Genomic DNA, 26,183 nt, shown 5'->3' with positions numbered 1-26,183 from the left:
GCAATCGTTGTCCCTACGCTTTCGCCAGCTTCAGGCCTTTCATGCCATCATGGAAACCGGAACCGTGACCGGCGCGGCCTCGGTTCTTGGGATATCGCAACCCGGCATCAGCAACCTTCTGGCACAGCTCGAGCGCGAGGCTCGTCTGCCTCTGTTCGAACGGACCAAAGGCCGATTGCTGCCAACCCCTGAGGCCGAGATGCTATTTCGCGAGGTCGACACGGTCGTGCGCGGGCTGGACCACGTGGCGCAGGCCGTAACCGATTTGCAGAACAAACATCCCGGTCAATTGCAGGTTGCCGCGCCTCACCTGTTGTCCTTTGGCTTCATGCCCCGCGAGATCGCGCGTTTTGCCAAAACGCGTCCGAACCTGTCTGTCAGCTTTCAGTCGCAATATTCGTCCAAGATTCAGGAATGGGTCATCTCGGGCCTTTTTGAAATCGGTATCGTCGAGATGCCCATTCTGCATGACACACTGAACTATCAGGAGTTTCAGTTTGAAACGCTCGCGACTTTTCCTGAGGGCAGTCCCTTGGCCGAGTACGACGTACTGACGCCAGAGATTTTGGAAAACGAACCCTTCATCGTGATGGGGCCGGAACACCAGACCCATCGCCGGACTCGCGACATTTTTCAGGCATCCGGCCACATATGGCGCACCCAGATACACACCCATCTGTCCGAAAACCTGCTGAGCTTTGTAAAACAGGGTATGGGGGTCGCGATGATCGACCCCTTTACTGTGACCTTTGACGACGAGAGCGGGTATCAGACCCGCCCATTTGCGCCGCCAGTCATGCTGGACCTCGCGATCATCACGGCCAAGGGCCGCCCTTTGTCCACGATTGCCCAGGAATTTCTGGCCCAGTTGACCCCGTCAATTGCCTCTTACGCGACCCATTCCGAGACCGGCGCGGCCGCTTCGTGAAGCGGCTGTGAGTGAATGTCGACAAGTGTTGGGCCGTCATGCTCAATCGCCTGTTTCAGCACGCGCGTCAGATCCTCGGGGTCTTTGACGGTCCAGGATTTGACGCCAAAGGCCGCCGCAACAGCGGCGTGGTCTGTCCGGTTGAAATCAACATTGTAATAGCGCTGACCAAATCCCGCTTTCTGGCCAGCCTTGATCCATCCGAAGACTGAGTTCGAGAAGACGATCGAAGTGATTGGCATATTGTGCCGGACCATCGTTTCAAACTCGCCGCAGGTGAACCCGAACGAGCCATCGCCCATGACCGACAGGGTTTTAACCGATGGCCGCCCGACATGTGCCCCCATGGCCGCGCCCAGCGAATACCCCAGCGCCCCATGTGCCCGGTTGGTGATGAAATGGCGCCCCGGTTTCCGCCAGCGGTAATATGCGCTGAAATAGGGGCAGGGGGTGCCGGGGTCGGCGACGACAATCGCGTCGTCATCCAGAATGTCCATCAGGGATGCCATGACGGCCTCGGGCCGGATCGGTGTCTCGCGACTTGCGGCCAGGGGGGCGAACGCGGCCATCTTGGCCTCCCATGCGGCGCGGGCCTTGGCTGTTCCGCCTTGGCTTGTCAGGCCCTGCCGGTCTTCCAGTGCCTGCGCCAATGCCTCCAGCGCCAGTCGGGCATCGGCGCAGATCGCCACTTCGGTCTGGTAATTGGCGCCGATCACCATCGGATCGCTGTCGATATGGATGATCGTGGTGCTGCGCCCGGGGCTTCGCCACCGTTCCGTTGTGACCGAACCGGCGCGGCAGCCAATGAACAAAACGACATCGGCCTGATCCACGACGGCGCGGGTTGCCGGGATACCCCCGTTCGACCCGACAACACCCAGGGCAAGCGGGTCGGTCTCGGCAATGGACCCCTGACCCGACACGGTTGTGGCCACGGGCATGTCCAGCAGGCCTGCAACCCGGCGCAGCGCATCGGTCGCCCGGGACAAAACCGGCCCGCCACCACAGACCGCAACCGCGGATTTGGCCCCTGCAAGAATGGCAGCCGCTGCTTCGATGGCGTCCGGGTCAGGTGCAGCCCGTTCAGCGGGATAGCTGCGGTGCCTGTCATCCGCCCAGATTTCAGCCTCGTCTACCTGCCCCTTCTGCGTGTCAAACGGCAGCGCCAGATGCGTCGCACCGGGCGTGCCGGTCGTCATCGCCCTGAAGGCGGCCCGAACCATGGCCGGAAGCCGCGCGGCGTCGTCGAGGGATGTGTTCCATTTGGCCAGAGGCCGGAACAGCGCAGGCTGATCCAGTTCGGTCAACGGGTATTTGCCGCGGCTGGTCGTCGCCACATCTGACGTGATCGCAAGTATCGGAACCGAGCTTTCGTTGGCCTCGACCACTCCGGGCAAGATATAGGTCGCACCACCACCGGACGGGCCCTCGCACACGCCGGGCTTGCCGGTGACGCGGGCATAGCCATCCGCCATATAGGCCGCGTGCCGTTCATCCCGTGTCAGAATGTGCTGAATGCCGTGATCCATCCGGGCAAGGGCATCATAAAAGGGCAAAGTGGTATCGCCGCACAGGCCAAACATATGCGTCACACCATGCGCTTCGAGCATACGCACCATGGCTTCGGCTCCGGTCAGAAAATTTGTCCCTGTCATGGTTGCGAGTCCCTTGTGTCAAACCTGTGCTCAAGACTGTATACAGTTTTGTATATTGATTTCAAGCTCAGTGTGTGGCACCTGTGATTCAAACGAAGAAGGGCAGGGGTAATGGCGGGGCCGCGCGTCGAAGATATCTATGATCAGGTCAAGGCGATGGCGGTTTCGTTTCGCCTGCGCCCCGGCGACCGCCTGAACGAAGTGGCGTTGTCCAGGGATCTGGGCGTCAGCCGCACCCCGCTGCGCGAGGCGTTGAACCGTCTGGTCGCCGAACGGCTTTTCGACTTCCGCCCCGGACAAGGCTTTTTCTGCCGCCCGCTGGATGCGCAAAGCGTGTTCGACCTGTTCGAACTGCGCCAGATCATCGAAACAGCGGCGGCGCGCGCGGCCTGTGCCAAGGCATCGGACGAAGACCTGCAGTTGCTGCGGGATGAGCTTTACGCAACGGGCATCGACATCACCGGTCTGACTGTTGAAGAAGCCGTCAACCGGGATGAGGCGTTTCATCTGGGTATCGCGAAGCTGTCTGGAAACATGGAACTGTTGCAAACCCTGACGCGGATCAACGACCGTATTCGCTATATCCGCTGGATATCCATGAGCCTCGACAGGGTGCAACGCTCAAAGGACGAACACAAACGCGTCATGCAGGCTTTGATGGACCGGAACGCGGATGAGGCCGCTCGGGTTCTGGGTGCACATATCTCCAAGCGTATGGATCAGGTGCAGGATGCCGTGCGTCACGGGATTTCGAACATCTACATGGAAGGGTCCGACGATATCTCGGCCCGTATTATTGAGGAGGTTGAGGGATGATCGCGCAGGGCGGAAAATCCATCTACGGCGCGTCTGTCGGCATTCTGATGCTGGATGCCCGCTTTCCCCGCATTCCCGGCGATATGGGCAACGCGCAGACCTGGCCCTTTCCGGTTCACTACCGCATTGTTCGCGATGCCTCGCCGGATCGGGTGGTCCGGCGCAAAGCCGAAGGCATGCTCGACGTGTTCATCAACGCGGCGCAGGAGCTTGTCAAAGATGGTGTCGACGGGATTACCACCAATTGCGGGTTTCTGTCCCTGTTCCAAAAAGAACTGGCCCAGGCTGTGCCTGTTCCGGTGGCCACATCGTCCCTGATGCAGGTTGAAATGGTCAACCGCATCCTGCCAGCGGGAAAACGCGCCGGGGTTCTGACCATATCAGCCTCTACTCTGACCCAAGATCACTTGCTGGCCGCCAATGTTCCATTGGACACACCCATCGGCACAACCGAAGGCGGGGCGGAGTTCACCCGCGCGATCCTTGGAAATGAGCTTGGCCTTGATGTGGAAAAGGCCCGCAAAGACAATGTAGAAGCCGCCATGGCCCTGTCATCGGAACACCCCGATCTTGGCGCGATCGTGCTGGAATGCACGAATATGTGCCCGTATGCGCCCGATATTCAGCGCGCCACAGGGCTGCCCGTGTTTTCTATCGTATCTTTTGTGACATGGTTTCAGGCCGGTCTTGTGCCGCCCACCTACTAGACAGGTGACGCGGGCGCGCTGCCAGACCCGCCCTCATCCGTCACAGGTTCAGGTCGCCTTGTACCGAGTTCCGGATCACCCGCTCGGCATTCGGAATGTCGTTTGAAAGCGCCCGCTCTCTTGCGGCCTGTTTGTCCAGCCCAAACCCAACCCAACGGTCGGTGAGCCGGGATTCCAGTGTTGCCAGATCGACGCCCAGAAACACCTTGAGCGCCCATAGGGGATGAAGGCCTGACCAGCACGGTTCATCCAGTAAAAGGTAATTGCCTTCAACCAGAACGACCCGCTGATTAGGAGAGATCATTGATCGGGCAGCGATTGCCAGATCAAGCTTTCGGTCGAAGCCCGGAATTGCAACTTCATCTTCGGTGCGCAAACGCACAAGCAAGGCATGAAACCCGGCAAGATCGAAGGTTTCCGGCGCGCCCTTGCGGGGGAAAAGCCCGCGTTCCTTCAGGATCGCGTTGTCAAAGTGAAAACCGTCCATTGGCACAAGCCCGGCTGACACCCCGCGCCGGTTCAGTTCGGCCGTGGCAAGGCTGGCAACAGTGCTTTTTCCGGATCCGGGAGGCCCGGCAATCGCGACAAGTTGCCGGTGTCGGGCCGGCGGCAGCGCCTCAACGGCGTCGACGATACGGTCGGCCAGAACGTCAGGGGCGGTGCCGCCACCGGTCATGCGGCCTGATCCTCGGGCGGTGCTTCCTTAGCCCCGGTCATAAACGCCACGGCGTCGGACATCGAATAGTCTTTGGGGTCAATCACACACAGGCGTTTTCCCAGCCGGTGCACGTGAATTCGGTCTGCGACTTCAAAAACATGAGGCATGTTGTGGCTGATCAGGATGATTGGGATGCCACGCGATTTCACATCCTGGATCAGTTCAAGGACCCTGCGGCTTTCTTTGACGCCCAGTGCTGCTGTCGGTTCGTCCAGAATGATGACCTTGGACCCGAACGCCGCCGCACGTGCCACTGCAACGCCCTGGCGTTGTCCACCCGACAGGGTTTCGACCGCCTGATTGATATTCTGGATCGTCATCAGACCCAGTTCGCTCAGCTTTTCGCGGGCGAATTTTTCCATCGCCGGACGGTCAAGCATGCGAAACCACGACCCGAGCGGTCCTTTGCGCCGAATTTCCCGCCCCATGAACATGTTGTCCGCGATCGACAGGGCAGGGGACATGGCAAGCGTCTGGTACACGGTTTCAATACCGGCTTCACGCGCGTCGATCGGGGAATGGAAATTCACCTTTTGACCTTCCAGCCAGACCTCGCCTTCGTCGGGCGCCACCGCGCCCGACACTGCCTTGATCAGCGTCGACTTGCCAGCGCCATTGTCGCCGATCACCGCCAGAATCTCACCCGGCATCAGATCGAAGTCGCAGTGATCCAGCGCAGTCACCTTGCCATAGCGTTTCACAAGGTTCCGTCCTTTGAGAATGGGTTCCATCAGGCTGCCACCTTTCTGATCCACTGGTCGACCGCGACCGCTGCGATGATAAGGATGCCGATCAGCAGGAACGTCCATTGTGCATCCGCGCCCAACAACCGCAGCCCAAGCGTAAAGACGCCTACGATCAGGGCACCGAACAGGGACCCCAGAATAGACCCGCGACCGCCAAAAAGAGATATCCCCCCGATCACGACCGCCGTGATGCTTTCAATGTTGGCCAGCTGCCCCGAGGTTGGCGAAACTGACCCGATCCGACCAATCAGGGCCCAGCCCGCAAAGGCGCAGATCAGGCCGGACAGCATGTACACGGATATCAGCGTGCGGTGTACGTTGACACCGGACAGCTCTGCCGCTTCGGGGTCATCCCCGACGGCATAGACATGCCTGCCCCAGGCCGTGTGCCGCAGCGCGTATGCAAGGACGAGGATCAGCGCCAGCATGAAGACCACCCCGACGGTAAACACCGCCCCGCCCACGTTAAACTTGGCACCAAACAGTTGCAGGATGGCGGCGTGTTCCTCGATCTCCTGCGACCGGATCGTTTCGTTTTGTGAATAAAGAAAATTCGCCGCAAGAACGATCTGCCACATGCCAAGTGTGACGATGAAAGGCGGCAGCTTGATGCGACTGACCAGAAACCCGTTCAAAGCCCCGATTGCCGAGCCAACAGCAAGGCCGCACACAATCGCAATCGTAGGCGGCATTCCATAGCGGAAGGTAAACTGCCCCATCACAACCGACGACATCACCATGATGGCCCCAACACTCAGGTCGATGCCTGCGGTCAGGATCACAAGGCTTTGCGCCGCGGCCACGATCCCGACGATCTGAACCTGTTGCAGGATCAATGTCAGCGCAAAGGGCGAAAAGAACTTGGGGCCCAGCAAGACACCAAAGATGACGATGGCAGCGACAAGGACAATCAGCGGGACCAGCGACGGGTTCACATGCAGAAAATGCTGAACCGTCCCGACAAATCCGCGTTGGTGATCGTCAAACTCGGCGACTTGCTCCGGGCTGCCTTTTGCGGCGGTTTCGAAATCGTCAGCTTGTCGTGAAGAATCGGACATGGAACTTCCCCCAAAGCGTCAGGTTTATGACGACTTTAGCAAGGTTTCAGGCGTGTGGGTGGTTTTGATAAGTGGAAGGCCGCGCAGCGGCCTTCCAAACATTCAGCTTAACCCCAGCAGAGGTCCATGCCTTCCTGAACCGAGATGGACTCGACGCCGTCGGCGGCCTTATCCGTCACAAGCGCCACACCGGTGTCAAAAAAGTCCTTACCGGGTGTGTTCTCGGGCTTCACGCCTTCGTCCGCCCATTTCTTGACGGCCTCAACGCCCAGCGATGCCATCAGCAGCGGGTATTGCTGTGATGTTGCACCGATGACGCCGTCCGCCACGTTCTGCACGCCAGGGCAGCCGCCATCGACGGAAACGATCAACACGTCATTTTCGCGCCCGATAGCCTTAAGCGCTTCATAAGCGCCCGCTGCCGCCGGTTCGTTGATGGTGTGCACCACGTTGATCGTCGGGTCTTTGGCCAGCAGGTTCTCCATGGCGCGACGACCGCCTTCTTCGTTGCCAGCGGTGACATCGCTGCCAACAAGACGCGGGTCGTTTTCATCGCCAATCACGTTCGGATCGGCCAGATCAACACCGAACCCCTGCAGGAACCCTTGATTGCGAAGCACATCCACAGTGGGCTGGCTGACCGCAAGGTCCAACGTGGCGATTTTGGCGTCATTTGCCGCATCTCCCAGCGTGGCTTTTGCCCATTGTCCGATCAGAAGCCCCGCAAGGAAATTGTCCGTGGCAAAGGTCGCGTCGGCCGAGTCGATAGGCTCAAGTGGGGTGTCCAGCGCAATCACCAGCAGCCCGGCATCGCGGGCCTGCTGCACCGCCGGAACGATGGACGACGTATCCGACGCGGTCAGCAGGATACCCTTTGCGCCATCCAGAATGCAGGTTTCAATGGCCTGAACCTGAGTTTCGTGGTCTCCGTCGACTTTGCCGGCAAAGGCTTTCAGCGTCATGCCAAGCTCTTCGGCTTTAGCTGTGGCACCCTCTCTCATTTTAACAAAGAAAGGGTTGGTATCCGTCTTGGTGATCAGGCAAACGGTTTCACCTTCGGCCATTGCACTGCTTGCCATGGCCGTAACCGCCAGCGCCGTGGCGCCTGCAAGTTTCGCAAGTTTCATCGGTAGTCCTCCCAGTTTTCCCAATGCCCTTCCGGGCATACGTTTGATCGGGCGAAAACCGGCCCGATCTCACATAAAAACCATCACAAGATTCGAATTTCGAGTCAATAAATAAATCACTCTTATTTATTATTGACAGAAAGGAAGGGTTCCAACATTGTCGTCATGAAGGGGATGGCCGTGTCTGCAATGAACTCTCAGGGCAATACCACTGGCGTACGCGAGCCAGACATGCGCGGCACCAACCAAAGTGGAATGCGGGCCCGAAATGAACGACTTGTCCTGTCACTGGTCCGGCGCCATCAGGCCCTCGCAAAATCTGAAATCGCGCGCATGACCGGCCTGTCGGCGCAGACGGTCTCGGTCATCATGCGCCAGTTGGAGAACGATGGGTTGCTGTTGCGGGGCGAACCGATCCGGGGAAAAGTCGGACAGCCATCGGTTCCCATGCGCCTGAACCCGGACGGCGCGTATTTCTTTGGGCTCAAAGTCGGGCGGCGCAGTACCGAACTGGTGCTGACGGATTTCCTTGGCAACGTCAGGCACCGCGAACGGCGGACCTATGATTTTCCGACGCCCGAGGCGACATTGAGCTTTTCCACAGAAAGCCTAGACAAAGTGATGGCGTCAATGTCGCACGAGGCGCGCAGCAGAATCGCGGGCCTTGGGATTGCCATGCCGTTCTACCTTTGGGACTGGGCACAAACATTGCAGGTTCCTCAGGAAAAAATGGATCCGTGGCGTGACGCGGACCTGAAAGGCGCGTTGGCCGCTAGCTATGACGTGCCGGTTTTCCTGCAAAACGACGCAACGGCCGCCTGCGGTGCCGAGCTGGTGTTTGGCCCGGCGGAAGGCCCACGAGATTTCCTGTATTTCTATGTCGGCTTCTTCATCGGGGGCGGGGTGGTTCTGAACGGCTCCATCTTTCCGGGGCGGGGAAATGCCGGTGCGCTTGGCCCATTGCCTGTGCCGGACGAAGTGGGCGGAGTGAAACCGTTGATAGATGTCGCCAGTCTTTATGTGCTGGAGCGTGCGGTTGGTGGAAATGCCGCAACAGCCGGTTCAATCTGGGAAACGACACGGCATTGGGACGTACCGGAAACCCTCCTTGAGAATTGGCTGAACCAGGCGGCGCACGGAATCGCCCATGCCATCGTCTCTTCTTGCAGCCTGATCGATTTCGAATGTGTCAAGATTGATGGCTGGATGCCTGCTGATATCAAGGCGCGGCTGGTGGAAAGGGTTGAGCTCAAACTATCCCATATGAACCTGACCGGGCTTGAACGGCCCTTGGTGCTGGCAGGGGCGGCGGGCCCGGATGCCCGGTCATTGGGGGCGGCCAGTTTGCCATTGTCGGAAAGATACCTGCTCGAAGGGTAGGTTCATCCCCGAAAAACCCCGACCTGTATCCAAAGCGGATCAACCGGAAAAAGGGCATTGCCCGCTGAACTTTTTGACAGCCAGCGCAATTGATCGTTGACGGATGCTGAAGAAGTCTGGCAAGCCGCTCGGCATGTCCGGTTCCGGGGCGTGCTCTGGAATCAATAGGGAATGCGGTGCGGGCTTTGGCCCAATTCCGCAACTGCACCCGCAACTGTAAGCGGCGAGCAGGGCTGAAGTGCCACTGGAGTTAATCCGGGAAGGCCAGCCCAACGCTTTGACCCGCAAGTCAGGATACCTGCCGGACATGTGCCTTTGACAAGGGCACTCCTAATCGGCGACGGGATGTGCGTCGGAGCAGGATGCTTGAAAAAGCAGCTCGGCTTGGACGTCCCCGCAGTCAAAACGCATCTCGTACCGGGGTTGGTACGAAGGGACAAGGACGACTATTGATGACCAAGCTGCTTTCTGCAGCCGCTGTGGCGATGGCGCTTCCAGCGATGGCAAATGCGCATTTCCTGCTGGAATACACCTCTGACACCATGATCGACGCACCGGGGAATGTTCCGGTCAAGCTGATCTTCTGGCATCCGTTCTCGAACGGGCATGTCATGGATCTGGACAAGCCGCAGGAATTCTACGTGATCCACAACGGTCAGAAAACCGACCTGCTGGACACTCTGGAACCCGTGCGTTTCACCGGTGGGGAAAACGAAGGCGCGGCATTCAAGGGTTATGTTCCGGTCAAACGGTCGGGCGACTATGTGCTGGTGACAGTTCCCCAGCCCTATTACGAGGGGTCTGAGGATATCTATATCCAGCAGATCGCCAAGGCATTCCTGAACCGCAACGAATTGCCGACCGACTGGATGAACCCGGTGGGCTTGCCGGTTGAGATCATCCCGCTCAACAAACCGACCAACATCATCGCGGGTTCGACCTTTACGGGTCGAGTTATGGCAGAAGGCCAACCGGTTGCGGGTGCCGAGATCGAGATCGAGTACATGGCCGCAGAACCGGACATGGAAAGCACGGCTGCTTCGGCCCCGACCGTCTCGCCGTTGCCGGGTGGTGCATTGGTCGCAACTTCGGATGATAACGGGTATTTCACGTTCGGCGTTCCGAAAGCCGGATATTGGGGTTTTGCAGCGCTCGGCGCCGGTCCCGTGACCGAACACAATGGCAAAGAACTCAGCCAGGACGCGGTCATCTGGATCCGCGCCTGGGATTTGGAGTAACCGTAGATGCATATCGTTGACGGAGCCTTGTCCAACCCGGTCGTGATCGGCGGTGCCGTCGCTGCGGCGGGTGGAATTGCCATGGGCCTCAGGTCGCTGGATCTTGATCGCATCCCCACTGCGGGGGTGCTGTCAGCCAGCTTTTTCGTGGCATCGCTGATCCATGTTCCTATTGGTCCGTCGTCGGTGCACCTGATCCTCAACGGTATGGCCGGGCTTTTGCTGGGGTGGGCCGCATTCCCGGCCCTGTTCGTCGGGCTTTTGCTGCAAGCCGTCTTCTTTGGCTTTGGCGGGTTGACGGTATTGGGGATCAACACCCTGAACATCGCGTTGCCCGCGGTTCTGGCCGGACTGATCTTTAGCCGCCTGATCGCCCACGGCTCACCGCTGCAAGGTGCGATATGGGGCGGGGTCGGCGGTGCCTTTGCCATTGCCGCCACAACCGGCATGGTTGCGTTTTCACTGGCCTTGTCCGGGGATGCCTTCCTGCCTGCGGCTAAGATTGTTTTCTTTGCACATATTCCTGTCATGGCGATTGAGGCGATCCTGACCGGGTTCGCGGTTTTGCTGGCGCGCAAGGTCAAGCCCGAGCTGTTTGTCAAACGAGCGGTCGCATGAGGTATCTGGCAATCATTCTGGCGCTGTGCTGCGCACCCCTACCTGCCTTAGCGCATAAGGTCATAGCCGGAGTGTTTAAATCCGGTGACGCCATCGAAGGCGAAATCGGCTTTTCCAACGGCGACATGGCAAGCGATACCGAGGTCATCGTCAACGGCCCGGACGGAGCCGAGCTGGGCCGTATCGTAACAGATGCAGACGGGTTTTTTATCTACACGCCAAACGCGCCGGTGGCCCATACATTCTTTGCAAACCTTGGTGCCGGACATGTGGCCGAGGTCACCATGCCCGCTGCGGATGTCGCCCGGATCATGGGCGTTGAAGCGGAACCTGATACCCCGCCAACAAACGCACCTGCCCAGACAGCGGCGGTGCTCAGCACTGAACAACAACAGGTCATTGCCAGGGCCGTGCGGGATGAGCTGCGCCCGCTACGTCGGGAAATCGCGGCTTACCGCGAACAAAATGATCTGCAAACTGTTCTGGGTGGGATCGGATATATTGTCGGTCTGTTTGGTCTGGGCTTTTACTTTGCGGCACGCCGCAAGCTGGCGGCCTGATGGCGCATGTTCTGGGACAACAGGAAAGCACGCTGGTCAAAGCGGGCGCGCAGCGGCGCGGCGCGATCAACCCGCTTGATCCTAGGATGCGGATCGTTATGGCGGTTGTCTTCGCGGTGGTGACAGTGGCGGTGTCCTCGCTGACAGCGCTGTGCGCGGCTGTGGCGGTGTCCCTTTCGCTTCTTGCCGCGTCGCGTCTGCCCTGGCGGAAGACATTGAAACGCATGGCCATGATGGACGGGTTCATCCTGTTCATGCTGGTGTTGTTGCCATTCTCCATGCCCGGCGACCCGATGTTTACGCTCTGGGGGTTTCCCGCAAGCTGGCAGGGCTTCTGGAAAGCGGTCGAGATCGCCTTGACGGCCAACGCGGTCATCCTGTCCCTTATGGTGCTGGTCGGCACGATGGAGCCGGTCACGCTTGGCCACGCCCTGCACCGCCTGCGCTGCCCCGAAAAGCTGGTTCACCTTTTGATGTTCACCATCCGATATATCGAGGTTCTGCGGGAAGAATACCTGCGCCTGCGCGCGGCCATGAAAGTGCGCGGCTTTCGCCCGGCAACAAACTGGCACACCTATCGCAGCTTTGGCTATCTCGTGGGCATGATGCTGGTGCGCGCGATCGAAAGATCCGAACGCATTCTTGATGCGATGAAATGCCGGGGGTTTTCAGGCCGTATGCTGTTGCTTCAGGATTTTGCCCTGACCCGAAGGGACATCGTTTTTGCCGCAGGTCTTGGTGCTCTTTGCGCGGGTCTGATCATACTGGATTTGGCATGACACTGATTGCGCTTGAAGAAATCCGCTTTGCCTACGCCGGTCAGCCACCCGTTCTTGACGGTGCCAGCCTCAGCCTGTCCGCTGGTCAACGCCTGTCGCTGACGGGCCCGAACGGAGCAGGAAAATCGACCTTGCTGCGCATTACGCTTGGCTTGCAGCGCGCACAGTCCGGCACGGTCAGGATCTTTGGTCAGCAAAGGGTGCATGAGGCTGATTTTCACGACGTGCGCCGCCGGGTGGGCCTTGTGTTTCAGGATGCGGATGATCAGTTGTTCTGCCCGACCGTCGCCGAGGATATCGCCTTTGGCCCGCTCAACCTGGGCAGAACACGCGACGAAGCACTTGCCATCGTTGAAAGCGTGTTGGGTGATCTGGACCTGATGCATCTGAAGAACCGCATCACCCACAATTTGTCAGGGGGTGAAAAACGGCTGGTTACGTTGGCGACCGTTCTGGCGATGGAGCCCGAGGTTCTGCTGCTTGATGAACCCACCAACGCGCTGGACCCACGGAACGAGGCCCGGCTGCTGGAAATCCTCCGGGCATTGCCGCAAGCGATCCTTCTTGTCAGCCATTCCCCGGCCTTCCGAGCCGAACTGGCACCGGATGCGCTGGATTTGCGAGACGGAAAACTGGTTGCTGTCTGACAGGACCAATACGTGTTCAGCTGTTCCGCTTTCGGCTCATAAGCCCATATCTGACTGCCCATGCGCGAAACGATAGGCGTCTGCGACGGTCCTGTTTCACCGGGTGTTTCGACGGCGCGCCACCTTTTCGGTTGAACTCGAAAACGTCGATGATGCGCTCGGCGCAACCGCAGGCTTCGCCCATGCCAACTTTGGCAAAGTAGAATTTTTCGAAACGTTCCGGGTTTCGCATGGCACCCCTCCTGTTCAAGCGTAACTCCAAAAGCCAAGTGCCGCCAAATCACTTTGTTGCGGATGCAGAGGGGGTCCTATGGCGCGGCGAATGCGCTTCCCGTCCAGACATTGTCCAATTGATTGAAGACCGGCAAGGTGATGAGCATCTCGGCAGGGTACAGCAATTGCAGCTCATCCGCGAACCGCGTGACGCCGGGTACAAGCCCGGTGATGTTTTGCCACGCGGCCCAGCTGCCGGGATCGGACAGGCTGGTGGGATTGCCGGGATCAGCCGCCTGGTGCCAACCGGCCGCATTCAGGATCGGTGAAAGGGCAAAGCGCGCATCGTTGCTGTCAACCTCGGAACAGGCAGCAGCATCGCATTCCCAGCTTGTCCAGTCTGCCGCCGCGATGGTCCCGGCAATCGGGGCGGCGGCGTCGATGACCCGTGCCAGAACCTCGAACCCGCCACCCGCAGTCGGACGGCTGAGCGACAGGGGGTCGGTGGCCACGGCATGCAGCGCCGCGGTCGGTGCCAGGCTGAGGGTCCGGCCGATCAAAGCCAGCTGTGCGATGCCGTCGGTCACCGGGCCTGATCCGGCGGCCGGAAGGACCCTGACAGGTGTCAGGATCGGTACCGCACCGCCACGTATCGCGATCTCCTGCAACGCATTGTCGAAGGCCGGAACGAAATCACTGCGGATCGTATAGCTCAGCGGGAAACTGGCCTGCTGCGGACCAACGGGCCTTGCACCGTCGCGGGTGATGAAAGACATCGGCGGAACGGCACCCGGTTGCGGCAGCGAAATCTGCGGTCCCGCGATACCCAAAGCGGCCGCGATCATGCGAGCGCGCTGTTCGGCCTCACCATACTCGCTCAGCAGATTGATATAGCCGCCGATCTCGGTGATGTTGCGCGGCGCAGGGATGCGCGAAGGGGCAATATCGCCCGCAATGGCCAGCCTATGGGCAATCACCTCACGGGCGCGCTGGATCGCCGGAGAGTTGGTCGTTTCAAGAATGTTGATGATCGCCTCGGCAAGGCTTTCATCAATTCCCGGTTTGTCCGTCACATTTGTGCTCGTGTCACTCATTGTCGTCCTCCGCAGGGGCGTTCAGGCCATTGAGGAAATCCAGCACCGACTGGCTGCCAGCCTTGGTCGCGCTGCCGTCATCGGCATCCGCGTTCGCCTTGGTGAAGGCCCCGAAAAGCTTGGCCAGAAGCAGTGTGTTGGACGGGTTGGCCAAAGCCGCAGCCCCGCCGGGGAAATCCTTGAACAGGTTTTGCGTAAAGGCTGCCCGGTTGCCGTCTGCCTGTCCGCCAATCAATGCGGCGACACCCGAGGCGTTCTTGGCGATATCCTCAAACCCCTTGATCTTGGCGGCGTTGCTGGCATCGAACGCCTTTTTGTCAGCGGCGGCTTTCTTGGCCTCTTCCTCTTTGCGGGCGGCAGCGATTTCCTGACCTTTACCCGCAAGTTCCGTGGCCTTTCCAACCAGTTCTTTCGTCAGATCCGTTGCCGTGTCGATGGCCTTGTCTCGCCCCGCAGCGACCGATTGCGTTTCAAGCGCCAGCTGGGCTTGCAGTTCCTTCAGGCCCGTAAGATCGGTTCCCGCCCGCGCAAGATCAGGCGCGGCCTTGAGGATTTCGGCCAGTTGCGACGTGGGCACAGCCTGGCCGGTGCCAATGTCGCCCCCTGCAATAGTAAGCGTGTTCGAAGGCTGGTTGTTCGGCAGGTCTGACGGCGCGCGGGTGCCAAAGATGGCGTCACTGTCAGCAGGCAGGACCGGCGCGTCGCCAACCGGCGGCGGTGTCGGGCTGTCCTGCCAGTTCCAGAAGCGGCGGTGGTCGATCATCTCGCAGGAATTGCAGCGGCCCAGAACGGCCTCGCCCAGCAATCCTCTGGTCGGCAGTGAAATCGTGCGGCGCGGTGGCCGGAAATCCTCGCGGTGGAAGGCCAGCAGACTGTCCTGAATATCACCGGTCCGCATCTCCATCCGGTCGGCCAGATCGGGCGGGATCGAGAAGGGCATGATCATGGCATTGCCATAGAACCCCAACACCTTGTTCTGGACGGTGCTGAGCAGCGATATCTCGCTTGAGGCATCGTCCAGCCCGCCTTCCGGTACCCCGATGGTGAAGCGTTCCAGCAGGATCGCACGTTCTTCGTCCGTCATGCTGGCCCAGATCACGCGGGAATAGCGAACGGTGTTGGCCACAACATGCTGGTACATCTCTTCGATGCGGCGCAGGTCCCGGCGTGACAAAACGTCAGGCACCTCCTGCACGGAATAGGGCAGGGTGGCAGGCAGCGCCTGGAACGTGTTGTCATCAACAACGGTCTGGGCGTTTTCATTCATACGCGCCTCAAACTCGCTGACCATGGGCGGACCCACCAGATCGTCAAAGTCCGAGCCCGAGATCGTGGTGCGAAGGCTGCGGTTGATATTGCGGGTGGCCCGATCCAGATCGTCGGCATCTTCCAGATTGGCCAGATGTTCCCAGATGTTGAAAATATTGATGGGATCAGGACCGGTGTAGAACGAGTAGGCAAACGAACCCGTCCGCCTGCGCAGCTCGACACGGGCGATATCCGACCGCTCGACCGAACGGGGCAAAGCCACAGACCCGGTATAGGTCCGGCGCTTGGTCGGATCACGCCGCGCATCAGCCAGCCGGACAAGCAGGTTCTCGCGTGTTTCCGCTGGCAGGTCATGCAGGTTGTCGATGTCTATCGGCGATCCGGTCAGCGGCACAGGTCCGACCCGGTCGCCATCCTGCGTGAAGATTACGGCTGAAATGTCATCATTGGGCATGAACGTGCCCTGCGCCTCGAAACTGACGATGTCCTGTGCGACACCGGGCGCGTTCTGCGGTGTTGCGTCCTTGTCCGCATAAAACTCTTCCAGAAGCTTCAGGGCGCTGCGGAATCTGCGGCGGTTTCGGAACACGCGCCGGAACACTTCTGCATGGCGCAGGATGACCTTGTACCGGCTCAGCAATCCGGACCGGGTGACATTGCCCGGCAACTGGTCACCTTGCCCCAGACGGCGGAAGCGGATGAGTTGCATCGGCACAAAGACCACCAACTGCACGCCCTCGATACGCGTTTCCAAGGAAAAGTCGCGCAGGACTTCGAACCATTGCATGGTCATTGCGTGGCAATGATTGCGGTTGGCCACGAATTTCGTTGTGGCCGTTCGCCGATCCGTCGCAGTTGCAGTGCGCACACTGGTCCGTGCCGAGTTGCGCTTGACCGAAGCCGCCCGTTCAAGCGCGGCAGAGAATGTCTCATGCGTGTCGGACAGAAAATCGCGCGATGTGTTCTGCGTGTTGGACGAATTGCCGGAAGAATTCGAACTGGACCGTGCGTCGCTGAAGCCCACGCCGCCGACTATGGCCCCGATGCCTCCGAACAGGCCGCCACCAACGCCACCTGCGCCCCCGAAGCTCTTTGAAAAAGCGCGCGTCGAAAACGAGGATGTACCCTGAATCACCTCATCCAGCGCAGTTTCAAACGTACTGTCAAAGGACGTGTCGCGGGCTTCTTCGAATTCCTGTTGCTCTTCAAAGGTCAGGCTCTCTCGTTCACGTACGCTCAATGTTTCGCGCTGTTCCGACACGACAATCCGCTGCTCTTCTCCGGGGGCAAGCGGCAGGGAATAGACCAACCGACCCAAAGACATGCCAGCGTGAACAGCAGTCGACCGCATCTTGGCAATATAGCCAAGCGCAAGGCTCGACGCTTTGGGTAAATCCTGCGGCCGTTCCTCCAGATCTTCAAAGAAGTCTTCGATATCAATGGGTTCGTCAATCGGAATCCGGTCTCGAAAATCCCAATCACCCCCGTCGTTGTTGAACGCGGCCAGAAGCGTTTCGGCTGATAGATTGGCCTGAGCAAAGGCTGTGCCCGGGATAGTCGTCACAAAGCGGCCCCCACCTATGGGGCGCGTTCGAACGATATTCTTGGGCCCGACGAGGGGATCAATCAGCCGGTACAGAACCGAATAGCGCCGCCGTGAAACCGTGCCGCCTTCGGTTCGGTACTCCGACGCGCAATCGCCCTCGCCCAGCACGATAGGGGCCTGTGTACCGGTGAAATCTGATATGTTTTCTTCGGCATCCTCGGGATCCACCGGCAAGATATCGGCCAGCTCACCGACGATCGAACGCTGCAAAGGCAGGACAGTGCGATCCAGCACCACAAGACCCATTTCGCCGTCCAGCGCGTCAACGCGTGGCACGGCTTCTGTCAGGGTGGTGTTCTGACCCCTGATCCGTAACCTCAGGCCGTTCTGCGGCAGGCGGAGATTAGGCAGATCAACCGAAAAAAGACCACGCGCGTCCGTGACGGCGGCTTTGACAGCCCACGAAAAATCTGCGTTGTCGATCCCTTCATTGGCGGTAAAGGTGGGGCGCAGGACCTCGACGATCACGCGTTCGGCAGGGGTCCCGTCAGGGTTGATCAGTTCCCCCCGCAATTTCGGGGCGAGGGTGGGAACGACCGCCCCCAGAAAGCCTCCGGCCAGATCTTCGCGAATGGTTGCAAGCTGACGAAAAACCGCACCAGTCGACTGGACGCGCCGGTCGACCAGATCGTTGATCACTTCCGCGGAAAGCTCAATTCCGACGCCACGGCGCAATGCTTTGAGCTTTTCCGCCTCAACCCGCTTCTGATCCTCAACGCTGTGCGCACCAGCCGCGACAGTGCCGGAAATTTCCGCTGATATCGATGGGCTTAGCCGAAGATTAGGTAAGGACAGTGTTATGCGCGGGGGCTCACTGTTGGAGTCGGACATGAACGTCACCTCTCGAGAAAGAGCTGAAAAAACGAGATGTCAGAAAAATAAGTCAAATCATTAAAGGTGACCCAAGGTAACATGTCTGGGGGATTCGCGGAAGCAACGCAGGGTTGTACCCGCTGCAACGCGCGGCAAAGCGCTCAGGACAAGCGTAGTGTCTCTTGCCGCTGACGGTATCCAGAATTGGTCAGGGCCAGAGGAAAAACCTGTCGGGAAACACCGGCAGCCAGATCGCCTTTGGTCTAGTTTCGCGACTGCTGAGACGAATAGAAATACGCAATGGCCTGCGTGCGGTTTTTGACACTCAGCTTTTCGTAGATGTTGGACAGGTGGAACTTGACCGTGTTGGTCGAAATCTGAAGTTCCTTTGACAAATCCCGGTTCGACATTCCCTGCGCCAGCGCCTCCAGAATTGCGCGTTCTTTACGGGATAGGCTCTGGATCGGGTCCTGTTGCATTTTCCGGATATCTACGAACGGGAACACCATCTTACCCGCCGCGACTTTGGCGCAGGTTTCCAGCAGGCCCTCAACCTCGCCCGTGCGGGCGGCAAATCCAGCCGCACCCGCCTGCATCGCCAATCGCGGGACATCGCCGCCAGTGTCGCCATAAACGACAAAGCGCGGGGCGTTGGGCTGATCGCGCAGAACTTCGATCAGTTTGGCAGCGCCTAAAACCGGAAGCGTCCAGTCGACGACACCGACCTGAACGGGAACCCGCATCACCGTTCCCAGAAACCCTTCGGCCGTTGCTGACGTGGCCATCAGCGAGAATCGGGGGTCCCGCTCGAATATCTCGGACATGGCCGACAGAACCAGCGGGTTGCCGTCCGCCAGCATGATGTCGATGGGTTTGCTCGGTGTCTCAACCATATGATTTTGCCCCGAATTCGGAAAAAACTACCCATAAGGATAGGGTGTTTCTTTGTATACCTTCGTATTTTTACCAAAACGGGTAGGTATTGCCCCATCCTATTGGCCATCCAAAAGCAGTAGTAAGTTACGTTGCGTCATAAGGCAAGCTCGCGTTTCCTGCTCGGTAACTTGACACGACGGGCCGCAATGCCCGGCCAACAGCCGAGGATGCCAGACCATGACTTTTCAGATTTTCCCTCCGCTCGAAATCCCCCAAACCCTCGCTGCGGGGCCGGGGCCGGGTAACACGGATGCCCGCGTCCTCAAGGCCTTTGCCAATGCAGGCGTTGCCGATCACATGCAGGGGGACGTCCTTAGGGGGATGGTCGAATGCAAGCACATGCTGCGGAAAATCTGGGGCACCCAAAACGCCTATACCTTTGCTGTTGCCGGCACCGGTTGGAGCGCCCTGGACACCATGTTTTCGGCTGTCATGCCTGGCGATAAGGTCGTTGCTTTTGCCAACGGGACATTCTCGGGGATCGACGCGCTGACCCTGCGGATCAAGGCGGCGACGCCCGAAGAACATGCAGCCAACCCGATGGCACCTCAGGCCGCCAGCGTCACCGTGATCGAGGTTCCGCACGGCCAGCCGGTCACCGGTGATCTAGTCGAGGCGACGCTGGCGCAGCACAAACCGAAATGGGCTTTCATGGCGCATTGGGAAACCGGATCGGGTCGCATCAATGACCTGCGCGGATTTTCCGACGCGTGCGAACGTCTTGGCGCGATGGGTCTGATCGATGCGGTGTCGTCTCTGAGCGTCGATGACTTCTCGATAGACGATTTTCCGGGCATCGCCGGATGGGCGTCCTGCCCGCAGAAAGGTCTATGCTGCCTGCCGCTGACCTACGCCCCTGTCAGCTTTACCGACGCCTATATCGCGTCACTCAGAACCACCGGTGCCTATACCTATGTGCACAATCCCATCTTTGAGGCCCGCCATTGGGGCATTGTTGATGGGCAGGATGTTGAAAAGGGCACCTATCACCGCACCCATTCGGGCTACGCCGTTGCGGCCTTCCATGAATCCCTGCGCCTGACCCTTCAGGAAAGTCTGGCCAAGCGGTCCGCGTCGTACAAGACGCACGAGAAGGTTCTGCGCGACGCTGTTACCGAAATGGGCTGCGAGGTCACCTCCGACATGCCCAGCCTGATTGTGCTGAACCTGCCCCCGGAACTGGCTGGCCGCGAGATGGAGCTGGTCCAGAACTGCCGTGCGCGTGGGTTTGGCATCTGGCCGACCCTCAGCGAACCCGTGCAGGTGCGCATCGGCATCCTCAACCAATTGAACCGCGAGGCCGTCAGCCGGATTGTGCGTCTGTTCGCCGAAGCCATCCGAGAACTGGGCGGAACGGTCAATCAAGACGCAATCGAAGACCTGCTGGAAAGCCGTTACGGCACCTCAATCGCTGCATAGACAGGAGCGGATCAGATGGATATTCACGAATACCAGGCAAAGGAAATTCTTTCGAATTTCGGTGTCGCCATACCATCCGGCGCACTGGCCTACAGTCCGGAGCAAGCGGCCTATCGGGCGCGTGAGCTGGGCGGTGACAGATGGATCGTCAAAGCGCAGGTCCATGCAGGCGGTCGCGGCAAGGCCGGAGGGGTCAAGCTGTGCAACACCGAGAACGAAATCTATCAGGCCTGCGATGACCTGTTTGGCCGCAAGCTGGTCACGCACCAGACCGGCCCCGAAGGCAAAGGCATCTATCGCGTCTATGTCGAAGCCGCCGTGCCGATTGATCGCGAGATCTATCTGGGTTTTGTCCTCGACCGGTCCAGCCAAAGGGTGATGATCGTGGCCTCATCCGAGGGCGGGATGGAGATCGAGGATATCTCGGCTGACCGCCCGGAAAGTATCGTCCGCTCCATCGTGGAACCGGCGGTTGGGCTTCAGGAATTTCAGGCGCGCGAGATCGCATTCAACCTAGGGCTTGAGCCCAGGCTGATCCAGCAAATGGTGCGTACGCTACAGGGCTGCTATGCCGCTTTTAGCGAGCTTGACGCGACAATGGTCGAGATCAATCCGTTGGTCATCACGGGTGACGACCGGGTGCTGGCGCTTGACGCCAAGATGAGCTTTGACGACAACGCCCTGTTCCGCCATCCGCAAATCTCTGAACTGCGTGACAAAAGCCAGGAAGACCCGCGCGAAAGCCGCGCGGCCGACCGCGGATTGTCCTATGTCGGGCTGGACGGAAATATCGGCTGCATCGTCAACGGTGCCGGTCTGGCGATGGCCACGATGGACACGATCAAGCTGGCCGGTGGCGAGCCTGCAAACTTCCTCGACATCGGCGGCGGGGCCTCACCCGAACGTGTGGCCAAGGCTTTTCGTCTGGTCCTGTCAGACGACAATGTTCAGGCCATTCTGGTCAACATCTTCGCCGGTATCAACCGCTGCGACTGGGTGGCCGAAGGCGTCGTTCAGGCGCTGCGGGAACTTGACCTCGATCTGCCCGTCGTCGTGCGGCTGGCTGGAACAAACGTCGAAGAGGGTCAGAAGATTCTGGCCAAGTCCGGCCTGCCGATCATTCGCGCCACAACGCTGATGGAGGCGGCAGAACGCGCTGTTGGCGCATGGAAAAACGACCTAACTCAAGGCACCAAGATGAGGGCTGTGAAATGAGCATTCTTCTCGACCGTGACTCTCGCGTCATCGTGCAAGGCATCACCGGCCGCATGGCCCGGTTCCATACCAAGGACATGTTGAACTATGGCACCAATGTCGTGGGCGGCGTCGTACCCGGCAAAGGCGGGGAAACCGTCGAAGGTGTTCCGGTCTTTGACACCGTCAAACAGGCTGTCGAGGCGACCGGCGCGGATGCCAGTCTTGTTTTTGTGCCCCCGCCATTTGCGGCTGATTCAATCATGGAAGCCGCAGATGCCGGTATCCGCTACTGCGTCTGCATCACCGACGGGATTCCGGCGCAGGACATGATCCGGGTGAAACGGTACATGTACCGCTATCCGAAAGAGAAACGCATGGTGCTGACCGGGCCGAACTGTGCCGGTACGATCTCGCCAGGAAAGGCGTTGCTGGGCATCATGCCGGGTCACATCTATCTGCCCGGCCATGTCGGCATCATCGGCCGCTCGGGCACGCTGGGCTATGAGGCTGCGGCGCAGCTGAAAGAACGCGGCATCGGTGTCTCGACCAGTGTCGGGATTGGTGGCGACCCGATCAACGGGTCATCCTTCAAGGACATCCTGCAGCGGTTCGAAGAGGACGAGGACACCCATGTCATCGCCATGATCGGCGAGATCGGCGGCCCACAGGAAGCTGAAGCTGCCGAATACATCCGCGACCACATCACCAAGCCGGTGATTGCCTATGTCGCGGGTCTGACCGCTCCGAAGGGCCGCACCATGGGCCACGCGGGTGCGATCATCTCGGCCTTTGGCGAAAGCGCCAGCGAAAAGGTCGAGATCCTGTCTGCCGCCGGGGTGACCGTTGCCGAAAACCCCGCGGTGATCGGTGAAACAATTGCCGGTGTGATGGAGGCCGCGTGATGGTCAAACCCTCGGTACTTGTGACCCGTCGCTGGCCTGCCGCCGTCGAGGCGCAGCTGGCCGAGAATTACAACGCTGTTCTGAACACCGGGGACAAGCCCATGTCCCCGGCAGATATCCGGCTGGCGCTGAAGTCCTATGACGCGGTGCTGCCCACCGTCACCGACACGCTCAGCGCCGAGGCGCTGGATGTACCCGGTGCACAGACAAAGATCCTTGCCAATTACGGCGTTGGCTACAGCCACATCTGCGAACCGTCGGCGCGTGAGCTGGGCATGACCGTGACCAACACGCCCGATGTTTTGTCCGAATGCACCGCTGATATCGCCATGACCCTGCTGCTGATGGTGGCCCGGCGCGCAGGCGAGGGTGAGCGCGAGCTTCGGTCCGGCAACTGGACCGGATGGCGGCCCACGCATCTGGTTGGAACCAAGGTCAGCGGCAAAACGCTGGGCATCATCGGCTATGGCCGCATCGGGCAAGAGATGGCCCGCCGTGCGCATCATGGCTTTGGCATGGACATCCTCGTCTACAACCGCAGCCAGATAGCGCCGGATGTGCTGGCCAGGTGCAATGCAAAGCAGGTGGCCTCGATTGACGACTTGCTGCCGCAATGCGACTTCGTCTCGCTGCATTGCCCCGGCGGGGCTGCCAACCGGCATCTGATCAACGCGCGCAGACTGGGCCTGATGAAGCCTGATGCCTTTCTGATCAACACCGCGCGCGGTGAGGTGATCGACGAATGGGCGCTGATCCAGGCCCTGATGTTCGAGATGATCGGCGGGGCCGCGCTGGACGTGTTCGATGGTGAACCCCGTATCAGCCCGGACCTGCTGCAATGCGACAACCTCGTGATGCTGCCACATCTGGGCAGCGCCACCCGCGAAGCGCGCGAGGCGATGGGGTTTCGGGTTCTCGATAACCTGAATGATTTCTTTGAAGGCCGCGAACCCCGGGACCGCGTGATCTGATGCAAGCGCTGGCCCCGAATATTCAGTCCACCCCCAACCCCTCGAGCTATGCCGAAGGGTTGCGCTCGGAATTGCGGGCGTTGTGGCGGAACATATTGCTGAAACGGGCGCCACATGTGGCGGCATGGGCCGAGGCCACGCCGCTGCAAGCCATTCCCACGGGACCCGAAGCAACGCCGTATTTGCAGGCCCTTTCGATCTGGTTCCAACTGTTGTGCATCATCGATGAAAACGCCGAGGTTCGGGACCGTCGATTGACCGAAACCCAAAACGGCGCAGAAGCGGTAGAAGGCGGTTTTGCCGAAGCCCTGACGGACTTGTCCCTGACCTATAGCCAGGTTGAAAAGCTGACCGCTGACCTGTGTGCCGGTCCCACTCTGACCGCGCACCCGACCGAAGCCAAGCGGGTTACGGTTCTGGAAATTCACCGGCGTATCTACCGCAACCTCGTCAGTCTTGAAACACAACGCTGGACGCCGACCGAACACGCCGAATTGCTGAATGGTCTGGAGGGAGAGATTGATCTCTTGTGGCTGACAGGCGAACTTCGCCTGTCGCGCCCAAGCCTGCACGACGAGATCGAATGGGGGTTTCAGTTCTTCCGCGATGCAATCTTTGATGCTGTCCCGCAGGTTATGGGCCGATTCGATCAGGCCTGCCTGCAAGTGCTGGGACGTACGCCGAGTGAAACTCCTGATATCCGCTTTCACAGCTGGATCGGTGGCGACCGGGATGGCAACCCGAATGTCACGACCGAGATAACCGCATTGGCGCTGAAACGCGGACGCGAAACAGTTCTGGACCTTTATCGTCAAGCTCTTGAGCGTGCCGCAAGAAGGTCGAGCATCAGCGCGCTGATATTGCCTTTACCTGAACCTGTCAGGACGCAAGTACAAGCGATAGTCGACCGGGCTCCGGTCGATGGCCGCAATCGGAACGAACCGTTCCGGCAAGCACTCAATGCCATTCGCTATCGGCTGACAAACAGCGGATATGATCACATCTCGCAATTCGTGGGCGATCTCGACACACTTGATACCGCTTTATGTGCGGTCAACGCGGATATTCTGGCGCGGCAGCACATCCGTCCGTTGCGCCGGGCCGCTTCGGTTTTCGGGTTCCGGACCACAACGCTGGACATTCGCCAGAATTCGACCGTCACAACCGACGTTCTGGCCGAAATCTGGTCGCATAACGGACAGGTGCCGGTTTACGACACGGTCGAATGGTCTGCCCGCTTGCGAACCGAACTGGCCGATCAGAACCTGCCCTATCAAAACCGCGACGCGTTAAGCGATCAGGCGCGGGAATTGCTTGCCCTTCTGGCTCTGGTCTATGGTGTGCGATCGGGACCGGACCCCAAAGCAATAGGGCCCTTCATCCTGTCCATGACCCGTTCGGCCGACGATATTCTCGGCATCTACCTATTGGCCCGCTATGCCGGGTTTGGGTCCGAAACTCTGGATCTTTCGGTAGTCCCATTGTTCGAGACAATTGCCGATTTGCGAAATGCCCCATCGATCCTGCTCGACGTTTTGGCTGTTCCGCTTGCCCGTCGCAGCCTCAAAACCGACGGTAGAGTAATCGAGGTGATGCTGGGATATTCGGACAGCGGCAAGGACGGGGGCTATTTCTGCTCAACATGGGAGTTGGAGCGCGCCCAACGCCGGATCGTCTCGGCGCTGGCCTCGCAAGGTTTCAAGGCCACGTTTTTCCATGGTCGCGGTGGCTCGGTCAGCCGGGGCGGTGCACCGACCGGGCGCGCCATCGCCGCGCAACCCAGCGGAACAGTTGCCGGGCGGTTGCGCGTGACCGAACAGGGCGAAGTTGTTTCGGCCAAATATGCCAACCGGGGCACGGCTGCGGCGCATCTGGAGTTGTTGCTGTCAAGCACGATGCGCCATACGGCGACCCCTGACGAGGCGCCTTCACGGCCTGAATTCGATGACGCATTGGATGCTTTGTCAGAGTTGTCACAGACAGCGTATGTCTCGCTTTTGCAGATGCCGGGTTTTCTGGACTATTTCCAGCAGGCGAGCCCTGTCCAAGAACTTGCCCGCCTGAAAATGGGGTCCCGTCCGACCCGTCGGTTCGGCGCGGCCAGTCTGGACGACCTGCGGGCCATTCCATGGGTCTTTGCGTGGTCGCAGAACCGCCACCTGATCACTGGTTGGTACGGGTTCGGCACCGCCATGGCCAGTTTTCGCAAGTTTCGCGGCGCGCGCGGTGATGACGTGTTGCACGACATGTTTCGACACTCCCGCCTGTTCCGCCTCGCCGTCGATGAGATGGAAAAATCGCTCTATCAGACGGATATGGAAATCGCAGCGCAGTATGGCGAATTGGTCTCTGATATCGAGATCCGCCAACGTGTATCGCAGGTAATCAAGGCGGAATACGATAGTGCCTGCAAAGCGATCCGGTTTCTGACAGGTGGTCAGGTCATCGGCCATCGCTTTCCCCGCCTTTGCGAGAGGTTTGACCGCAAACAGGCCGAATTGGCCCGCATTCATGCTCTTCAGGTCGAACTGCTGCAACACGCCCGCAACGAACCGCAGGCAGGGTCAGTTCCCGTGCCCCTGCTGCAATCCATGAACGCCATTTCCGCTGGTCTTGGCTGGACCGGCTAACCATTTTCAGGAGATCAAAACTGTGAACGCCCCGCATCGAACAAACGGATTTTTCACCCAGTCCTTGTCGGACCGCGATCCTGAGCTTTTTGGCTCGATCCGGTCTGAGCTGGGTCGTCAGCGCGACGAGATCGAGCTGATTGCGTCCGAGAACAT

General features: G+C 59.5%; 23 protein-coding genes, 1 pseudogene and 1 riboswitch. Of the genes and pseudogenes, 15 read left to right on the top strand and 9 right to left on the bottom strand.

Going from position 1 to position 26,183, the window contains the following annotated elements; translation table 11 throughout:
• Positions 1–7: 7 nt before the first annotated feature.
• Complete coding sequence (locus ACR0BK_RS19405) at positions 8–928, top strand: LysR family transcriptional regulator (protein WP_480555961.1); 921 nt, start codon at positions 8–10, stop codon at positions 926–928.
• Here ACR0BK_RS19405 and ACR0BK_RS19400 read toward each other — a convergent pair.
• Positions 889–2,583, bottom strand: a complete 1,695-nt coding sequence (locus tag ACR0BK_RS19400) for a thiamine pyrophosphate-binding protein (protein WP_480555960.1) — start codon at positions 2,581–2,583, stop codon at positions 889–891. The two genes, ACR0BK_RS19405 and ACR0BK_RS19400, sit on opposite strands and share 40 nt — an antisense overlap.
• Before the next feature lie 111 nt (positions 2,584–2,694).
• Between ACR0BK_RS19400 and ACR0BK_RS19395 the strand changes: the two genes are divergently transcribed.
• Together ACR0BK_RS19395 and ACR0BK_RS19390 are read left to right on the top strand one after the other, a co-directional pair.
• Positions 2,695–3,399, top strand: coding sequence for a GntR family transcriptional regulator (locus ACR0BK_RS19395; RefSeq protein WP_480555959.1), 705 nt, complete (start codon positions 2,695–2,697; stop codon positions 3,397–3,399).
• Positions 3,396–4,106 carry an aspartate/glutamate racemase family protein gene (locus tag ACR0BK_RS19390; RefSeq protein WP_480555958.1) on the top strand — a complete coding sequence of 237 codons (711 nt, stop codon included), beginning with the start codon at positions 3,396–3,398 and terminating at the stop codon, positions 4,104–4,106. Before ACR0BK_RS19395 ends, ACR0BK_RS19390 begins: the two co-directional genes overlap by 4 nt.
• 40 nt (positions 4,107–4,146) lie before the next feature.
• Here ACR0BK_RS19390 and ACR0BK_RS19385 read toward each other — a convergent pair whose 3' ends face one another.
• The 4 genes from ACR0BK_RS19385 to ACR0BK_RS19370 all read right to left on the bottom strand — a co-directional run bounded on the left by ACR0BK_RS19385 (position 4,147) and on the right by ACR0BK_RS19370 (position 7,755).
• Positions 4,147–4,782 (bottom strand): nucleoside/nucleotide kinase family protein, encoded by a 636-nt coding sequence (locus tag ACR0BK_RS19385; protein WP_480521274.1) that lies wholly within the window; start codon positions 4,780–4,782, stop codon positions 4,147–4,149.
• On the bottom strand, positions 4,779–5,555 hold the full coding sequence (locus ACR0BK_RS19380; protein ID WP_480521276.1) for an ATP-binding cassette domain-containing protein: 777 nt from the start codon (positions 5,553–5,555) through the stop codon (positions 4,779–4,781). The genes ACR0BK_RS19385 and ACR0BK_RS19380 overlap by 4 nt, the downstream gene beginning before the upstream one ends.
• On the bottom strand, positions 5,555–6,628 hold the full coding sequence (locus ACR0BK_RS19375; RefSeq protein ID WP_480521278.1) for an ABC transporter permease: 1,074 nt from the start codon (positions 6,626–6,628) through the stop codon (positions 5,555–5,557). Before ACR0BK_RS19375 ends, ACR0BK_RS19380 begins: the two co-directional genes overlap by 1 nt.
• A gap of 107 nt (positions 6,629–6,735) precedes the next feature.
• Entirely contained in the window at positions 6,736–7,755 is a 1,020-nt protein-coding gene (locus tag ACR0BK_RS19370; RefSeq protein WP_480555957.1) for a substrate-binding domain-containing protein, read from the bottom strand.
• A 174-nt stretch (positions 7,756–7,929) separates the two neighbouring features.
• Here ACR0BK_RS19370 and ACR0BK_RS19365 point away from each other — a divergent pair, with 174 nt between their 5' ends.
• The 6 genes from ACR0BK_RS19365 to ACR0BK_RS19340 all read left to right on the top strand — a co-directional run bounded on the left by ACR0BK_RS19365 (position 7,930) and on the right by ACR0BK_RS19340 (position 12,977).
• Entirely contained in the window at positions 7,930–9,135 is a 1,206-nt protein-coding gene (locus ACR0BK_RS19365) for an ROK family transcriptional regulator (RefSeq protein WP_480555969.1), read from the top strand.
• A gap of 121 nt (positions 9,136–9,256) precedes the next feature.
• Positions 9,257–9,455: riboswitch (cobalamin riboswitch) on the top strand.
• 132 nt (positions 9,456–9,587) lie between these two features.
• The gene (locus ACR0BK_RS19360) at positions 9,588–10,373 is read left to right on the top strand and encodes a DUF4198 domain-containing protein (protein WP_480521280.1); all 786 of its coding nucleotides are present in this window, start codon (positions 9,588–9,590) and stop codon (positions 10,371–10,373) included.
• A 6-nt stretch (positions 10,374–10,379) separates the two neighbouring features.
• Positions 10,380–10,991 carry a cobalt transporter CbiM gene (gene cbiM, locus ACR0BK_RS19355; protein ID WP_480555956.1) on the top strand — a complete coding sequence of 204 codons (612 nt, stop codon included), beginning with the start codon at positions 10,380–10,382 and terminating at the stop codon, positions 10,989–10,991.
• The gene (locus ACR0BK_RS19350) at positions 10,988–11,551 is read left to right on the top strand and encodes a cobalt ABC transporter permease (protein ID WP_480496185.1); all 564 of its coding nucleotides are present in this window, start codon (positions 10,988–10,990) and stop codon (positions 11,549–11,551) included. The genes cbiM and ACR0BK_RS19350 overlap by 4 nt, the downstream gene beginning before the upstream one ends.
• On the top strand, positions 11,551–12,330 hold the full coding sequence (gene cbiQ, locus ACR0BK_RS19345) for a cobalt ECF transporter T component CbiQ (protein WP_480555955.1): 780 nt from the start codon (positions 11,551–11,553) through the stop codon (positions 12,328–12,330). Before ACR0BK_RS19350 ends, cbiQ begins: the two co-directional genes overlap by 1 nt.
• Positions 12,327–12,977 carry an energy-coupling factor ABC transporter ATP-binding protein gene (locus ACR0BK_RS19340; RefSeq protein WP_480555954.1) on the top strand — a complete coding sequence of 217 codons (651 nt, stop codon included), beginning with the start codon at positions 12,327–12,329 and terminating at the stop codon, positions 12,975–12,977. The genes cbiQ and ACR0BK_RS19340 overlap by 4 nt, the downstream gene beginning before the upstream one ends.
• Positions 12,978–12,993: 16 nt before the next feature.
• On the opposite strand, the gene ACR0BK_RS19335 is transcribed toward ACR0BK_RS19340, so the two are convergent.
• The 4 genes from ACR0BK_RS19335 to ACR0BK_RS19320 form a co-directional block, all read right to left on the bottom strand.
• Positions 12,994–13,209: a hypothetical protein gene (locus tag ACR0BK_RS19335; protein WP_480555953.1), complete on the bottom strand. Its 216-nt coding sequence runs from the start codon at positions 13,207–13,209 to the stop codon at positions 12,994–12,996.
• Positions 13,210–13,285: 76 nt separating this feature from the next.
• Complete coding sequence (locus tag ACR0BK_RS19330; protein ID WP_480555952.1) at positions 13,286–14,284, bottom strand: hypothetical protein; 999 nt, start codon at positions 14,282–14,284, stop codon at positions 13,286–13,288.
• Positions 14,277–17,990, bottom strand: coding sequence for a hypothetical protein (locus ACR0BK_RS19325; RefSeq protein ID WP_480555951.1), 3,714 nt, complete (start codon positions 17,988–17,990; stop codon positions 14,277–14,279). The genes ACR0BK_RS19330 and ACR0BK_RS19325 overlap by 8 nt, the downstream gene beginning before the upstream one ends.
• Before the next feature lie 245 nt (positions 17,991–18,235).
• Complete coding sequence (locus tag ACR0BK_RS19320) at positions 18,236–18,865, bottom strand: response regulator transcription factor (protein WP_480496195.1); 630 nt, start codon at positions 18,863–18,865, stop codon at positions 18,236–18,238.
• A gap of 220 nt (positions 18,866–19,085) precedes the next feature.
• Between ACR0BK_RS19320 and ACR0BK_RS19315 the strand changes: the two genes are divergently transcribed.
• From ACR0BK_RS19315 to glyA, 6 genes and pseudogenes are all read left to right on the top strand, one after another.
• The gene (locus tag ACR0BK_RS19315) at positions 19,086–20,327 is read left to right on the top strand and encodes a pyridoxal-phosphate-dependent aminotransferase family protein (RefSeq protein WP_480555950.1); all 1,242 of its coding nucleotides are present in this window, start codon (positions 19,086–19,088) and stop codon (positions 20,325–20,327) included.
• 15 nt (positions 20,328–20,342) lie between these two features.
• Complete coding sequence (locus tag ACR0BK_RS19310) at positions 20,343–21,542, top strand: malate--CoA ligase subunit beta (RefSeq protein ID WP_480555949.1); 1,200 nt, start codon at positions 20,343–20,345, stop codon at positions 21,540–21,542.
• Positions 21,539–22,426 carry a succinate--CoA ligase subunit alpha gene (gene sucD / locus ACR0BK_RS19305; protein WP_480555948.1) on the top strand — a complete coding sequence of 296 codons (888 nt, stop codon included), beginning with the start codon at positions 21,539–21,541 and terminating at the stop codon, positions 22,424–22,426. The genes ACR0BK_RS19310 and sucD overlap by 4 nt, the downstream gene beginning before the upstream one ends.
• On the top strand, positions 22,426–23,397 hold the full coding sequence (locus tag ACR0BK_RS19300) for a 2-hydroxyacid dehydrogenase (RefSeq protein WP_480555947.1): 972 nt from the start codon (positions 22,426–22,428) through the stop codon (positions 23,395–23,397). The genes sucD and ACR0BK_RS19300 overlap by 1 nt, the downstream gene beginning before the upstream one ends.
• On the top strand, positions 23,397–26,027 hold the full coding sequence (locus ACR0BK_RS19295) for a phosphoenolpyruvate carboxylase (protein ID WP_480555946.1): 2,631 nt from the start codon (positions 23,397–23,399) through the stop codon (positions 26,025–26,027). The genes ACR0BK_RS19300 and ACR0BK_RS19295 overlap by 1 nt, the downstream gene beginning before the upstream one ends.
• 22 nt (positions 26,028–26,049) lie before the next feature.
• A pseudogene (glyA, locus tag ACR0BK_RS19290) lies at positions 26,050–26,183 on the top strand (serine hydroxymethyltransferase); the annotation flags it as partial.

Source organism: Ruegeria sp. AF1, from assembly GCF_056542125.1.
This window is presented reverse-complemented; position numbering and strand designations above follow the sequence as displayed.

Coding starts and splice junctions, on each gene's coding strand:
- cbiM (WP_480555956.1), top strand. CDS start 10,380: ATGCATATCGTTGACGGAGCCTTGTCCAACCCGGTCGTGATCGGCGGT.
- ACR0BK_RS19375 (WP_480521278.1), bottom strand. CDS start 6,628: ATGTCCGATTCTTCACGACAAGCTGACGATTTCGAAACCGCCGCAAAA.
- ACR0BK_RS19295 (WP_480555946.1), top strand. CDS start 23,397: ATGCAAGCGCTGGCCCCGAATATTCAGTCCACCCCCAACCCCTCGAGC.
- ACR0BK_RS19360 (WP_480521280.1), top strand. CDS start 9,588: ATGACCAAGCTGCTTTCTGCAGCCGCTGTGGCGATGGCGCTTCCAGCG.
- ACR0BK_RS19395 (WP_480555959.1), top strand. CDS start 2,695: ATGGCGGGGCCGCGCGTCGAAGATATCTATGATCAGGTCAAGGCGATG.
- sucD (WP_480555948.1), top strand. CDS start 21,539: ATGAGCATTCTTCTCGACCGTGACTCTCGCGTCATCGTGCAAGGCATC.
- ACR0BK_RS19380 (WP_480521276.1), bottom strand. CDS start 5,555: ATGGAACCCATTCTCAAAGGACGGAACCTTGTGAAACGCTATGGCAAG.
- ACR0BK_RS19300 (WP_480555947.1), top strand. CDS start 22,426: ATGGTCAAACCCTCGGTACTTGTGACCCGTCGCTGGCCTGCCGCCGTC.
- ACR0BK_RS19365 (WP_480555969.1), top strand. CDS start 7,930: ATGGCCGTGTCTGCAATGAACTCTCAGGGCAATACCACTGGCGTACGC.
- ACR0BK_RS19390 (WP_480555958.1), top strand. CDS start 3,396: ATGATCGCGCAGGGCGGAAAATCCATCTACGGCGCGTCTGTCGGCATT.
- ACR0BK_RS19320 (WP_480496195.1), bottom strand. CDS start 18,865: ATGGTTGAGACACCGAGCAAACCCATCGACATCATGCTGGCGGACGGC.
- ACR0BK_RS19315 (WP_480555950.1), top strand. CDS start 19,086: ATGACTTTTCAGATTTTCCCTCCGCTCGAAATCCCCCAAACCCTCGCT.
- ACR0BK_RS19350 (WP_480496185.1), top strand. CDS start 10,988: ATGAGGTATCTGGCAATCATTCTGGCGCTGTGCTGCGCACCCCTACCT.
- ACR0BK_RS19310 (WP_480555949.1), top strand. CDS start 20,343: ATGGATATTCACGAATACCAGGCAAAGGAAATTCTTTCGAATTTCGGT.
- ACR0BK_RS19385 (WP_480521274.1), bottom strand. CDS start 4,782: ATGACCGGTGGCGGCACCGCCCCTGACGTTCTGGCCGACCGTATCGTC.
- ACR0BK_RS19400 (WP_480555960.1), bottom strand. CDS start 2,583: ATGACAGGGACAAATTTTCTGACCGGAGCCGAAGCCATGGTGCGTATG.
- ACR0BK_RS19340 (WP_480555954.1), top strand. CDS start 12,327: ATGACACTGATTGCGCTTGAAGAAATCCGCTTTGCCTACGCCGGTCAG.
- cbiQ (WP_480555955.1), top strand. CDS start 11,551: ATGGCGCATGTTCTGGGACAACAGGAAAGCACGCTGGTCAAAGCGGGC.
- ACR0BK_RS19330 (WP_480555952.1), bottom strand. CDS start 14,284: ATGAGTGACACGAGCACAAATGTGACGGACAAACCGGGAATTGATGAA.
- ACR0BK_RS19335 (WP_480555953.1), bottom strand. CDS start 13,209: ATGCGAAACCCGGAACGTTTCGAAAAATTCTACTTTGCCAAAGTTGGC.
- ACR0BK_RS19370 (WP_480555957.1), bottom strand. CDS start 7,755: ATGAAACTTGCGAAACTTGCAGGCGCCACGGCGCTGGCGGTTACGGCC.
- ACR0BK_RS19325 (WP_480555951.1), bottom strand. CDS start 17,990: ATGTCCGACTCCAACAGTGAGCCCCCGCGCATAACACTGTCCTTACCT.